The sequence below is a fragment of the Psychroflexus montanilacus genome (genome assembly GCF_020164535.1).
GTDB classification, from domain to species: Bacteria; Bacteroidota; Bacteroidia; order Flavobacteriales; family Flavobacteriaceae; genus Psychroflexus; species Psychroflexus montanilacus.
Window position 1 is genome coordinate 61,889 of record NZ_JAIQZC010000001.1, and the last position, 13,406, is coordinate 75,294.

General features: G+C 35.9%; 14 protein-coding genes. 6 read left to right on the plus strand and 8 right to left on the minus strand.

Annotation, left to right across the window (positions count from 1 at the left end):
* The first annotated feature begins 27 nt into the window (after positions 1-27).
* The 4 genes from LB454_RS00260 (at position 28) to LB454_RS00275 (ending at position 5,202) form a co-directional block, all read left to right on the plus strand.
* Positions 28-1,980, plus strand: a complete 1,953-nt coding sequence (locus LB454_RS00260) for an endonuclease (protein WP_224462306.1) — start codon at positions 28-30, stop codon at positions 1,978-1,980.
* A gap of 73 nt (positions 1,981-2,053) precedes the next feature.
* Positions 2,054-3,094 (plus strand): o-succinylbenzoate synthase, encoded by a 1,041-nt coding sequence (locus LB454_RS00265; RefSeq protein ID WP_224462307.1) that lies wholly within the window; start codon positions 2,054-2,056, stop codon positions 3,092-3,094.
* Positions 3,091-4,035 carry a CPBP family intramembrane glutamic endopeptidase gene (locus LB454_RS00270; protein WP_224462308.1) on the plus strand — a complete coding sequence of 315 codons (945 nt, stop codon included), beginning with the start codon at positions 3,091-3,093 and terminating at the stop codon, positions 4,033-4,035. Before LB454_RS00265 ends, LB454_RS00270 begins: the two co-directional genes overlap by 4 nt.
* Before the next feature lie 72 nt (positions 4,036-4,107).
* The gene (locus tag LB454_RS00275) at positions 4,108-5,202 is read left to right on the plus strand and encodes an AMP-binding protein (RefSeq protein WP_224462309.1); all 1,095 of its coding nucleotides are present in this window, start codon (positions 4,108-4,110) and stop codon (positions 5,200-5,202) included.
* A 2-nt stretch (positions 5,203-5,204) separates the two neighbouring features.
* Here the strand turns inward: LB454_RS00275 and LB454_RS00280 are convergent, their stop codons facing one another.
* On the minus strand, positions 5,205-6,857 hold the full coding sequence (locus LB454_RS00280) for a M1 family metallopeptidase (RefSeq protein WP_224462310.1): 1,653 nt from the start codon (positions 6,855-6,857) through the stop codon (positions 5,205-5,207).
* Positions 6,858-6,887: 30 nt separating this feature from the next.
* On the opposite strand from LB454_RS00280, the gene LB454_RS00285 reads away from it, so the two are divergent.
* A complete protein-coding gene (locus tag LB454_RS00285) occupies positions 6,888-7,196 on the plus strand; it encodes a carboxypeptidase-like regulatory domain-containing protein (RefSeq protein WP_224462311.1) in 309 nt (102 codons plus the stop codon).
* Here the strand turns inward: LB454_RS00285 and LB454_RS00290 are convergent.
* From LB454_RS00290 to LB454_RS00310, 5 genes are all read right to left on the minus strand, one after another.
* Complete coding sequence (locus tag LB454_RS00290; RefSeq protein WP_224462312.1) at positions 7,162-7,683, minus strand: outer membrane beta-barrel protein; 522 nt, start codon at positions 7,681-7,683, stop codon at positions 7,162-7,164. The two genes, LB454_RS00285 and LB454_RS00290, sit on opposite strands and share 35 nt — an antisense overlap.
* Positions 7,684-7,716: 33 nt before the next feature.
* Positions 7,717-8,766, minus strand: coding sequence for a TlpA disulfide reductase family protein (locus LB454_RS00295; protein WP_224462313.1), 1,050 nt, complete (start codon positions 8,764-8,766; stop codon positions 7,717-7,719).
* A gap of 73 nt (positions 8,767-8,839) precedes the next feature.
* Entirely contained in the window at positions 8,840-10,183 is a 1,344-nt protein-coding gene (locus LB454_RS00300; protein ID WP_224462314.1) for a rhodanese-like domain-containing protein, read from the minus strand.
* 17 nt (positions 10,184-10,200) lie between these two features.
* Positions 10,201-10,470 (minus strand): heavy-metal-associated domain-containing protein, encoded by a 270-nt coding sequence (locus LB454_RS00305; RefSeq protein ID WP_224462315.1) that lies wholly within the window; start codon positions 10,468-10,470, stop codon positions 10,201-10,203.
* 148 nt (positions 10,471-10,618) lie between these two features.
* Positions 10,619-11,254 carry a Crp/Fnr family transcriptional regulator gene (locus LB454_RS00310; RefSeq protein WP_224462316.1) on the minus strand — a complete coding sequence of 212 codons (636 nt, stop codon included), beginning with the start codon at positions 11,252-11,254 and terminating at the stop codon, positions 10,619-10,621.
* Positions 11,255-11,303: 49 nt separating this feature from the next.
* Between LB454_RS00310 and LB454_RS00315 the strand changes: the two genes are divergently transcribed.
* Positions 11,304-11,864 carry a pseudouridine synthase gene (locus LB454_RS00315; RefSeq protein ID WP_224462317.1) on the plus strand — a complete coding sequence of 187 codons (561 nt, stop codon included), beginning with the start codon at positions 11,304-11,306 and terminating at the stop codon, positions 11,862-11,864.
* Between the two features lie 4 nt (positions 11,865-11,868).
* Here the strand turns inward: LB454_RS00315 and LB454_RS00320 are convergent, their stop codons facing one another.
* Both LB454_RS00320 and deoD read right to left on the minus strand, forming a co-directional pair.
* The gene (locus tag LB454_RS00320; protein ID WP_224462318.1) at positions 11,869-12,714 is read right to left on the minus strand and encodes a DUF1853 family protein; all 846 of its coding nucleotides are present in this window, start codon (positions 12,712-12,714) and stop codon (positions 11,869-11,871) included.
* A complete protein-coding gene (gene deoD / locus LB454_RS00325) occupies positions 12,704-13,405 on the minus strand; it encodes a purine-nucleoside phosphorylase (protein WP_224462319.1) in 702 nt (233 codons plus the stop codon). Before deoD ends, LB454_RS00320 begins: the two co-directional genes overlap by 11 nt.
* Between the last annotated feature and the right edge of the window lies 1 nt (position 13,406).

Here is a 13,406-nt window from a genome sequence, read left to right on the forward strand (position 1 = left end):
ATTTATTTTTGCTAAAATTATATAAGAATGAACAAAATTACTTTGCTGGCCTTTTTATTTTTAGGTCAGATTATTTTTTCGCAAGAGGTGATTATTAATGAATTATACTTCAGAAATCCAGGAGTAAATGATAAACAATTTATAGAATTAAAGACTGATGAACCAGAAGTCTCTTTGGATGGTTATGTTATGGTTCTTTTCAATGGATCTAATTCAGGAGGAAATTCAAGTTATGATGTTTTAAGCTTGGATGGATTTGTGACAGATTTTAATGGACTTTTTGTCTTAGGTGGTCCAGAAATGACACCAAGTCCAAACGTGGTTATACCCACTAATTTTTTTCAGATAGGGAATGATGCTGTAGGCATTTATGAAGGAAGTGTAGATGATTTCCCTGATGGGACATTAGCCACAACTACAAATTTGGTAGATGCTCTTGTCTATGGTCGGAATCCAGATAGTGATGGACAGGAACTTCCACAACTATTAGATTTTCAGCCAGGCATAATTATTAATACAGACCAAGGTAAATCTATTCAAAGAAGTGTTGACAATCTAAATGAATGGTTTATTGCAGATCCAACCCCTCGACAACTCAATGACGGCTCTGGCATTGTCCCTGTTTTTATTGATGTCCTTCCTAGCACAACTTTGGTAAATGAAGGTGAGAGTTTCAATGTTGATTTTGAATTGTCCTCACCCGTAACTGAACCACTTACAATCAACTTTTCGTTGACTTCAAGTACTTTTGGAGAAGAAAATTATTCCGGATCAACATCGGTTACAATTGCAGAAGGCGACGTATTTGGAAGTACAACCATCACAATAATAGATGATGATATTGATGATGGGGATAAGTTTATCAACCTGGCTGTTCAGTCATTGGGGGATCCATACTTCTTAAACAGTAATTTTATAGAAATCATTGTTGTTGATAATGATTTTAGCATTGCAGACTGGGGAGCTCCCACAGACCCTACTTATGAATTTGTTGAACCATCTGGGCCTGAAAATTATTTTGAAACTTTAAACGGTAAGTCTGGTCAGGAATTAAGAGAAGCTATACAGGATGTTATCGCTGAAGAAGGTGTGGTAAAAATTCATACTTATGCAGACGTTATAGATATTCTAAAAGCGGCAGACCAAAATCCAAGTAATAGTAATCAGGTTTGGTTGCTTTATAGAGAACAGTCTAGTCCAAAGTACCTCTTTCAGCAAGGTTCTTCTGGAACTGGGTTCTGGAATAGAGAACATGTGTTTCCAAGATCTAGAGGTGATTTTTTTAGTATTGAAGAGGATGAAATCCCAACAGGCATTAACGAGTGGTGGGAAACCAATGCAGATTCACTGCGCCATGCAAATTCAGACGCTCATGGATTAAGAGCTACAGATGCCAACGAAAATAGCTCTAGAGGGAATCAGCATTTTGGTGAATATGTAGGTCCAAGCGGAACTCAGGGAAGTTTCAAAGGGGATGTAGCGAGAGCTCTATTTTACTTATCTGTACGATATAATGATTTATCAGTCGTAGATGGATTTCCTGATATTAGTGGACAACTAGGAGATTTACAGACACTTTTACAATGGCATGAAGAAGATCCTGCCGATGATTTTGAAATGAATAGAAATAACGTGGTTTATACCTGGCAAAACAATAGAAATCCTTTTATAGATTATCCAGAATTGGTGGATTATGTCTGGGGTGATAAACAGGGTGAGGTCTGGAATCAATCTCTTTCTATTAATCAAAATGAATTTCAAGAGGTTTCCATTTATCCCAACCCGGCGACTGGCTATATTAAATTTAAGGGAATCAGTCCCAACACAAACGTTGAACTCTATTCAATGACAGGCAAAAAAGTATTGGAAAGTAAAGTTCAAAAAGAAACCCAGTTGTCTTTAGACTTAAATGCTGGGGTGTATCTCGTGAGAATCATTAATGATTCTAAAGCAGTAACTAAAAAACTAATCATTAAGTAATAGAGTATTCTTAATTATTATTCAAAAGCCATTCACACTTGAGTGGCTTTTTTAATTTTACTAAAACTTAAAAATGAAAGCATCATATTTTAAACATACATTAAAATTTAAACGCCCAAGCGGAACTTCGAGAGGTGTTTTGAAAACCAAAGAATCCTGGTTCATTAAAATTGAAACAGAAGATAAATTTGGTATTGGTGAGTGTGGACTTCTAAAAGGCCTTAGTATTGACCCTCTTGACAAGTTTGAAGATGTATTGAAATGGACCTGTGATCATATTCATCTTGGTCTGGAAAATCTCTATGATGAACTTAGAGATTATCCCTCTATTCAGTTTGGTTTAGAAATGGCTTTTCAGTCTTTTGCTTCAGCAGATCCTTACCTTTTATATCCGTCAGAATTTACAGATGGAAAGCAAGGCATGGTCATCAATGGATTGATATGGATGGGGGAAAAGTCATTTATGAAAACACAAATTCAGGATAAGATCCAACAAGGGTTTAGCTGCATCAAACTCAAAATAGGTGCTATTGATTTTGAAGCTGAATTGGAATTGCTGAAGTACATCAGAAGCGAATTTTCTTCTTCCGATATTGAAATTAGAGTTGATGCCAATGGGGCATTTGCTATTGATGATGCCTTAGACAAACTTAAACGCCTGAGTGATTATGAGTTGCATAGTATCGAACAGCCGATTGCTATGGGTCAATGGGATCTAATGGCTGAACTTTGCAAACAAACACCTTTGCCAATTGCGCTCGATGAAGAATTAATTGGTCTTAAAGATGTAACAAATAAGCAGGAAGCCTTACTAACCATAAAGCCACATTATATTATTTTGAAACCAAGTCTCATTGGCGGCTTTCAAGGAACTAAGGAATGGATAGATTTAGCAAATCAAAATAACATAAACTGGTGGATGACCAGTGCGCTGGAAAGTAATATTGGTTTGAATGCCATAGCCCAGTTTACGTTTGTGCAAGATAGTAATATGCCTCAGGGTCTTGGAACTGGCGGACTTTATACCAATAATATAGAAAGCCCACTTACTATTGTAGGAGAGAAAATTATGTATAAACCCAATTTAAAATGGGAAAACAAATTTAATTTATGAAGGATTATATAGCTCTAGCAGCAAAAAGTTACCACGAATGGTGGAGATATTTAGTGGGAGCATTTTTGATTTTTGTCATTTGGCAAATAGGATCAATACCATTTTTAGGAGCTGTCATTTTTAAATTAACTAAGGAGGGTGCCGATCTTTCAAGTATTAGTAATTATGAAACATTAATGGGCACCTTAGATTCTAATCTCACTTTTTTTCTAATGCTTCTGTCTTTTGCTGTTGGATTTTTTGGTGTCTGGCTCATTGTACGATTTTTTCATAACCAGAAATTCAAAGATTTGCTTACCACACGAGCTAAGTTTGACTGGAAGAGAGTATTTGTTGGGTTTAGTATCGTTGGTTTCTTCATTGCGGCTATGACAATAATAGATTATGAGATGAATCCAGATGATTACTTGTGGAACTTAAAATGGGATCAATTCTTAATTTTGGCAGCTATAGGAATCATCATGGTGCCCATTCAAACAACTTTTGAAGAACTTTACTTCAGAGGGTATTTTATGCAAGGTTTAGGAATCATTTTCAAAAACAGATGGTTACCGTTGATAGTAACGTCTGTGGGGTTTGGTCTATTACATATTGGTAATCCAGAAGTTGGTAAAATGGGCTACATCATCATGGTGAGCTATATTGGCACGGGATTTTTGCTAGGTATTATGGCCCTCATGGACGAGGGCCTGGAACTTTCAATAGGGTTTCACGCCGGTAATAACCTGGTTACAGCTTTACTAGTAACGGCGGACTGGACTGCTTTCCAAACAGAGTCTATTTTGATCTATACTGAAGAACCAACCGTGGGATTTGATGTTTTTATTCCTGTTTTAGTTGTTTACCCCATTTATCTATTAGTGATGGCAAGGATATTTAATTGGAAAAACTGGAAATCTAAGTTGTTCGGAAAAGTCAAATTACCTGAAACAGTCTCGTAATGATAATTTAACATATTAATATTGATTATTATTTTTATAATATCTAGTATTGGTATGGTTAAAATTAGACTTATGATAAATCATCCACATGATATTCATCCCCACTTTAAAATTAACGGGAATCATTTTAGTAGAAGAGATTTACGTACTGTAGCCTATAGTTATGTAAAAGAAGGTGAACCATTTGAAGAGAAAATAGGTGATTTTTTATTGGATTGGCTTAATGATGATTATAAAACTATAAAGGTTAGAACATCTGGTTCTACTGGCGATCCAAAAACCTATTTTTTAGATAAGCAAAAAATGGTTAATAGTGCATTGTCAACAGGTAAATTTTTTAAAGTAAGAGAAGGAACCAAGGCTTTATTGTGCTTGCCATCTGACTATATTGGTGGCAGAATGATGCTTGTAAGGGCGATGGTATTAGGCTGGGATCTGGACATCGTAGAACCTAAATCAAATCCACTGGATGAAGTTTTCAAAACCTACGATTTTTGTGCGATGACACCGTTCCAGATGGATAATTCACTAGGGAGACTTCATTTAGTAAAAAAACTTATCGTTGGTGGTGGAACAGTTACAGAAAACCTAATTGGTTTAATTCAAGGAATACCCACCAAAGTTTTTGAAGTCTATGGAATGACTGAAACAATATCTCACATTGCTGCAAGAAAACTGAACCCTAAAACGGATAACACTGAGAAAAGGCCATTCAAAGCCTTACCCAATGTGAGTGTTTCCCAAAATGCACACAATTGCCTTGTTGTAAAAGCACCAAAAATTTTGGAAAAAGAGCTTGTAACTAATGATATTGTAGAGGTCCTGACTTATAAAAAATTTTTTTGGAAGGGAAGACTGGATAATATCATAAACACTGGAGGAATTAAAATATTTCCAGAAACCCTGGAGAAAAAACTTCAAAAACTGATTACACATAGATTTTATATTGCTGGATTACCTCATGATTCACTTGGAGAACAGGTTGTCTTGTTTATCGAAGCTCCAGAGAATCAAAAATTTTTAAGTGATCTTAAACAGGCAATTGACCGTTTAAAGTCACTAAGTAAATATGAAAAGCCTAAGCATATTTACTTTGTTGATAAATTTGAAGAGACAAATTCAGGAAAAATTCATCGTAAAAAAACTTTATCAAAATTGATGAGCTAATTTTACAGGCTTAAGTTTTCAATGGTAATGTAGTAACCATATTTATTAATGGCTAACTCGTCGATACTGTTCAGTTCAACATCCACACGCCTCCAAGTATTGTCTATAATTTCTCTTTGAATAAGCTTTTCATCTGAATTTTGAAAGTCAATAGGCATTGCAAAATCTTTTACATCAGTTTCCCACCGCATAAGTAACTCATTACTACTATTGAATTTCAATTGTAACTTTGGGATTGAAGTATACTTCAGGTATTGATCAAAGATAGGTTTTAGGTTAAAATCGGTGTTGTTATTGTAAAATTCAATCACATCGTCTGCATGTATAGTCTGGTATTTAAAAGTCTCATGAAATTTCTTTAAAAGTTCCCACCATTTCTTGTCATCATTTACAACACTTCTTAAGGTATTCAACATGTTAGCTCCTTTGTAGTACATATCACCCGAGCCCTCGTGGTTCACTCCGTAATCACCAATAATAGGCCTGTCATTTGAAATCACGTTTCTCAAGCCATATAAATATGAAATGGCTTCTTTTTTCCCATATTCACATTCCACGAAAACAGCTTCAGAATAGGCGGTAAAACTCTCATGAATCCACATATCTGCAATGTCTGCTGCCGAAACAGAATTACCAAACCACTCGTGACCAGACTCATGAATAATTATAAAATCCCATTTAAGACCGATTCCAGTCCCGGACATATCATTGCCTAAATAGCCGTTTTGATACCCATTCCCATAAGCAACAGCACTTTGATGCTCCATACCTAGGTACGGTGTTTCCACAAGCTTATAACCATCTCTTTGAAAAGGATATGTTCCAAATTTTTCATAGAAGCAGTCCATCATAGGTTTGACTTGTTGAAATTGTTCTTTGGCCTTTTCTAAATTCTCTTTTAAAACATAATAATTTAAAGTTAGGTCCTTATATTTATCTTCAAAATGAGCATAATCGGCTACATTCAACGTAATATTGTAGTTATTGATAGGCTGTTCTACTCTCCAATGCCATTTGGTATAACCATCATCTTGTGGTATTTCTTCAATGAGTCTTCCATTAGAAACATTCATCAAGCCGTTTGGAACGCTAACTTTTATATTGACTGTATTGGGTTCATCACTTTGGTGGTCTTTATTTGGAAACCATAAACTCGCCCCTGTTCCTTGTACTGCAACTCCAATAAATGGTTTTCCATTCATATCTTTTGAGAAGACAAAGCCACCATCCCAAGGCGCATTTTTTGCAACTACTGGCTTACCAGAATAGTAGACTATCACGCGTTCAGTCTTTCCGACCTTTAAAGGTTTTTCAAAAGAAATAAAAACAGCATTATCCTCTCTTTTATACTCCAGCATTTGATTATTGAAAACAATAGAATCAATGCGCATATTTTGAAATAAATCCAGCTGAATTTTGGAGGTTTTTTCTGTAACGTCAAATTCAATTTCATTGAAGCCGCTCAAATATCTTTTCTCAGGATCTAGTTTGATATCGAGATTATAGGACAATACATCAAAGCTTGTGCGTTCCGGCCGAAGGCTTCCACGAAGAGTATCAGCTCTTGTGAACTTGTCTGTATGCCCCGATAAAACTTGAGACTGCATTGTAAATGTGGTGAAAAAGATGAAAAGTAAGCTGTATATTCGTTTCATAAAATTGTAACTATTTAGATCAATAAAACTATGAAAAAAGTTGTTTTCTTATTGCTTTCCATTACTTTTCTTTCCTGCGGAAAAGATAGTAACCTTTTGGATGGGAGAGTCATGAATGAGGGTGGTGACCCAGTTGAAAATGTTCTCGTTCAGGTCATGGGAACAGATTTGAATTCTAAAACAGATGCAGAAGGAAATTTCAGAATAAATACCAAAAATAGGGGTGAGGAACTTATTTTTACGCATCCTGAATACGAGATGTCTAGAATTGAAATCGGTGACAAATCAGATTTTTCTATTGAACTTATAGAAAAGACAAACCCAGTGCCAGAGAAATAAAACGGTTATTTCCTGAAGCACCTTTAAAGGCATCTGTAAACCCAAAGTTGTATCTCGCATCAATATGAAGTGAAGACCCAAGACTCAGTCCAAGGCCAACTGCTCCAGATAAATCAAGCTTCTCGGATTCCAAAAATGGGGACCCATTGATTAAATAACTGAATTGTGGACCAAACTGTAGATTGAAAATTCTTAAAAAATGAAGTTTCATGATGACTGGTACCAATGCATAATCGGTCTCAATATCATTTTCAAGGAATCTTCCGCCTTGTTGAGAAAATAAAAATTCAGTTTGCAGAGCTAGGGCGTTGAATCGTAACCCAATAAAAGCACCTCCCGTAAATCCAAGGCGACCATCAGCATTTATATTTGAAATAGACGCGTAGTTAATACCTCCTTTAACACCAAGGCTTAGACTCTGAGAATTTGAATTTATGGCTGTGAGTAAGCAAATACTAAAAGCAAAATATTTGATGAAATTCTTCATAAGATTTTTATAATTAACGTCAATATTTCAAAATTAGTTTAGCAGGGCAGACAAAATCGTGCTAAGTTCGTTAATACTTAGATTTATCTCGATAATTCTTCCTTTCGCATCTACCAAATAATACTGAGGCAGATCTACAACACCCATTTCTGAAGCCATTTCTCCTGTGAAACCATTATCAATTCTATAAGACTTCCACGGAACAGATTCTTCTAAAACATCATTTATCCAATCTTCCTGATTGGTATCCACCGAAACTCCTATAATCTCAAATCCCCTAAATTTAAACCTTTCATAGATTTCCACTAACTGACGCTGTTGAGATTTGCAGTCGTTACAGTAGCTGTTCCAAAACTGGATGAGATTGTATTTCGCGAAATTGGATTTTAGATTTTCTTTATCACCAGTAATAGAAATCAATTCATACTCAGGGATTTCACTACCGATTTGGAAATTTCTTCGCTTCTGCTGATAATTTTCTAAAATGGACACATCTTGTGGGTTTAATTCGTCCACGTCTAGTTTAGAAATAAGACTTCGCACATCATTATAAAGCAAATCTTGATTCATACTAAATTGTGAAATAAGTTTACCCAAATAATCGTGGTTTGGATTTGCTTTTATCAAGCTATCAGTTTTGTTCAATAATATATCCCGATTCTTCTTCGACTTCGAAATTTCGCTCAAAAAGCCTTTTATTTCTAACTTAATTTTTTGAGTATTTCCACCACTTAACTGTTTGACCTGATATTCGTTGAAGTATTCGTCATCAACTTTAACTTCATCCACGACTATATCAAAAATCAACGTATCATTTTCGAGATAAAACACATCTGAAGTGGTGATTGTATCGAATTCAAATTGAAAAGCTTTTGGAGAACTTACCTCACCTTCAAATTGAAACGCATTGTTATCAACCTGGACACTATCCATTTGATCGTTATATTTAATTTTGATATACTCATCAAAATCGCCATTAATAGTGCCTTTTAGAACATAATTTTGCGTTGTAGATTTTTCTTTCATGGGTTCCATGCAGGAAACTAGAACCAAACTTAAAAGTATTAAAGCTATTTTTTCCATAGGTCAAAATTACGGCAAAAATAAAAGGGCGATGAAATTTCATCGCCCTTTTAGAAAGAATATTTGGTTTATTTTAATTGAAATCGTTGATACGTTCACTTAAGTCATAAACCTTAGCCTCTGGTAATATTCGCTCAATAATACTACTTCCAGCAGCACTTCTATAGCCACCAGCACAGTGTACCAATATAGGTTTATCTGTAGGAATATGTTTAGCAGACTCTCTTAATTCATTGAGTGGATGATTCTTTGCTGAATCGAATTTCTGAGATTCTTCAAATTCACTAACATTTCTTATGTCAATAATTGTGTATTGATCTGGATGCTGTTTAAAATCAGAGTAGTCTAAATCATCAGAGGATTCAAATTGCGTTTGTCCTAAAGTTAATATACCTTTAACTTGAGATTCATAACCAATTTTTGCAATTCTTGACACAATATCATCGTAATCTGAAATGGAATCCAGGACCAAATAAAATTCTTCTTTAGGTTGAATTATAGCTCCTATCCAGGTTTCTATCTTATCATTTTCAGATCTTGCCATAATATTAATGCTTCCCGCTATATGATTGGCTTTAAAAGCAGCTTGAGCCCTTGTATCAATAATTGGAGCATCACCCTCAAAAGATTCTACATTCAAATGTACAGGAATATCAGAAATGGATGCTTTATAATTGGCAGCTCCAGCTTTGTTGATGTCGACATCATGTCCAAAATAAGAAGGAATAAAGGGTTGTCCTTCCAAGATTTCTTTCAAGAACTCTTCTTCAGTCTGTTCTTGAAAGGCCCAGTTTCCTATACGTTCGTTACCTAATGTACTTGTTGTGTCAGAACTCATATTCTTGCCACACAAACTTCCCGCTCCATGTGCTGGATAAACCCAAACATTATCAGACAAATGATTGTACTTAGTCGTCATGGTTTTGTACATCGCCTGTGCCAGTTCTTTTCGTTTGGCTGTCATATTACCAGCTTTTTCTCTTAAATCCGGACGACCTACATCCCCTATAAATAAAGTGTCACCAGTGAAGATGGCTTCTTTGGTAGTGGAGTCATCTACTGCATGTATGGTAATACCATCAGGAGAATGACCAGGAGTGTGAATACATTTAAAAGTAATGTCCTCCATTTTGAATTCATCACCCTCATCAAAAGCCTGGTGTGGATAATCCGCACCCACGAGATTACTAACATAAATAGTAGCGCCTGTTTCTTTATGAATTTGTAAATGACTACTTACAAAGTCAGCATGTGGATGAGTTTCAAACACTGCTACAATTTTGGCTTTATGTTCTTCTGCAAATTCATAATATGGTTGTGGATCCCTGGCAGGATCGACAACTGCCATCTTCCCGTTGCTTACGATAGCATAAGAAAGGTGAGATAAAGGTTTGTCGTTATATTGTTTAATTGTCATATTGATTGTTTTAAAAATTATTGATTCATCTTACCTGTAGCACAGCTAATAAATGATTTTGCTTTGTTCAGATATGTATTGGCATTACCTATAATTGGGTAACCAAGTTGTTTCAGTTTATCTTCAACTTTTGAAACGGCTAATTCGTTTTCATAAGAAAAAGAAACCAAAGAAGATTCAGCTTCCACATTTACATTAGATACATCTTCAAGTGTGGTAAGGTGTTTTGAAATCGTATTTGCACAACCTCCACATTTCAGATTTTGAACTACTATTTTTTTTTGCATTGTTTTTGATTTTGAACTAAAGCATATGTGATTTTCGAAATTCAAATTTTAAATGAAAATGAATTTGATTTTATAAAAATCAGTACACTTTAAATTTTAAACAAAGTAATGGAATTTTTGAGATGAATACAGTAACAAAAGTTACGCTTTAGTCGATGTCTATCAATTTGATAGAATTCCTGTTTAACTTAATACGATTTGTTTTTTCGAGTTGTTTTAGAAGTCTGGAAACAACAACCCTGCTGGTATGTAAATCGAAAGCTATGTCCTGGTGAGTCACTTTGATTTCAGAATCGTTGTAATATTTAGACTTATTCTTTAAATATTCTATTAAGCGCTCATCCATTTTTTTGAAGGCAATGTTATCAATCGTTGCCATAACCTCCATTAATCGTTCATGGTAACTATCAAAAATGAAATTCCGCCAGGATTTATATTTTCCAAGCCACTCTTCCATCTTTTCAATGGGAATCATCAGCAAAGAAGATTCGGTTTCTGCTATGGCTCGTATTTCGCTTACTGCAGAACCGGTACAACAGGATAGAGTCATAGCACAGGTTTCACCTTTTTCTAAGTAATAAAGCATAAGCTCAAAGCCATCTTCATCTTCTCGCATTACCTTGATGACCCCATCTATAAGCAATGGCATGGCCGATAAATATTGACCTGTCCTAATCAACTCATCACCTGCGTTCACAGTTTTGATTGTTGCTATGTCATTGATTTCCTGAAGTAAATCTTCCTCAAAAATATGTCCGTAATTTCTTTTTATTTCTTCCAACATGATCTTAATTGTATTTTTGCATAAAGATAAAACCTGAACTTTTAACTGAATGGCGAATTTCAAAATATTTAAACCTTACGGCATGTTAAGTCAGTTTGTGAATAACCAGTCGCGAAGAAGAAATAAACGGCTTCTTGGTGAGCTTGGTGACTTTCCAGAGGGAACCATGTCTGTAGGGCGATTGGACCAAGATTCTGAAGGTTTGTTGTTTTTAACTACCGATGGTAAATTCAGTCATCAGATTACATCGACAGGTATCGAGAAGGAATATTGGGCGCAAGTAGATGGAGTGGCTACACAAAATCATGCCGATCAACTTTCCAAAGGTGTAGAGATAAGCATTTATGGAAAGCCCTACCAAACCAGACCCTGTAAAGTCCAATTGATAAAGCCTCCAGAAGATTTACCAAAACGGGCCAAAGATATTAGAAACGAAGATGATCATGGAAAAACTTCCTGGTTGTCTATAACACTCACAGAAGGAAAATACAGACAAGTGAGAAAAATGACGGCCAAGGTAGAGTTGCCTACTTTGAGGCTCATACGTTATAGAATAGGAGAGGAGACCATTGAAGATATGAAGGTAGGAGAAGTTCGAATTCTGAAGTAGCGAATTACCACCAGACAACAAAACATTTGCGAGTTTCTCCTTTTTTATTTCTTCTGAAGAGCATTACAGATTGCTTTTGCTCCATAAATTCCTGCAATTGAAATAGGGTTTTTGAGTAAGAATTCCATTTGGTATGCTGAGATTCGTCTGTAAACCAATTTATTTTTTTCGGAATGAAAAATGTGTTGTTTTTCCATTTTTTATTCAAAAACTCTTCAAGCGTATAAAAGTAGCCAGCAACGGCTTCCAGATTGGTTGTAAAAAAGCGCGTATTACAGTATTCTGGAAGAAATAGAATGGCTTTAAAACACAGTTTTTGTTTGACTTTCCAAGGATCTATATTAAGTTCTTTCAAAGAAGATTCTGCCAGGGGATGATAAAGCAAAGGGAATTGTTGCGTTTTTAATTTTTCCAATTTATCGATAAACCGATCTCGCCGATTAGGGCCAATCCAGCAATAATCTGGGTTCTCGTGAAGGTTATCATCGTACAGATAAATTTTATTGACCAATTCCACATGAAGGGTTTCCTCCAAAACCTTATCCTCACAAATAAAATCAAACTCGCCAAGGGTGGTTTTTTCATCAATCACCTGAAGGCTGTAGGCTATTTGTTTATAAGGATTGGAGAGCTGAAGATAATACTTAAAAAAAATCTCAGCACGTTTCCCCAAAAAGTTAAAGACCCTGGCTTCATCATAGGGGAAGTCTTCAATGACTCTTGTTTCGCTCAAAGCCTCAAATTCAAAAGCAGTGATTTTGGAACCTGGAAGTTGATCTATCATCAACCGGGTAGTCAAGAATCCTTGGTATTGCTTTAGAACCTGTAGATCTGTATCTTTAGTCTCCAAGCTCCAAAGCGATTTTTATCATTTGATTGAAGGTAGTTTCGCGTTCCTCAGCAGAGGTTTTTTCACCAGTGATTAAAGAGTCAGAGATGGTTAAAATCGCCAAAGCATTCACATTATGTTTGGCTGCGATAGAATAGAGCCCGGCAGCTTCCATCTCCACACATAGCACATTGTAGGCCGCCCACATTTCATGATCCAAAGGATCGTCGGTATAAAACAAATCTGAGGATAGCACATTTCCAGCTTTGAAGGAAATATCAAGTTCTCTGGCGGTTTGTATGGCTTTATCGAATAATTTAAAGCTGGCCGTAGGGGCGAAGTCGCCTCCATTGAATCGGTTGCGATTCAGAGAAGAATTGGAAGAGGCCGACATAGCAATGACGACATCACGCATTTCTACTTCTTTTTTGATGGCGCCTGCACTACCTACGCGAATCAAGTTTTTTACACCAAATTCAGAAATCAACTCGTGCGCGTAAATGCTTATGGAGGGAATTCCCATCCCGGTACCTTGCACTGAGATGGGTTGCCCTTTATAGGTTCCTGTATAGCCTAGCATTCCTCGAACTTCATTGTAGCAGGTAACATTTTCTAAGAAGGTTTCAGCTATCCATTTGGCTCTCAATGGATCTCCAGGTAAAAGTATAGTTTCGGCGATATCGCCTTTCTTAGCGTCGATATGTACACTCATT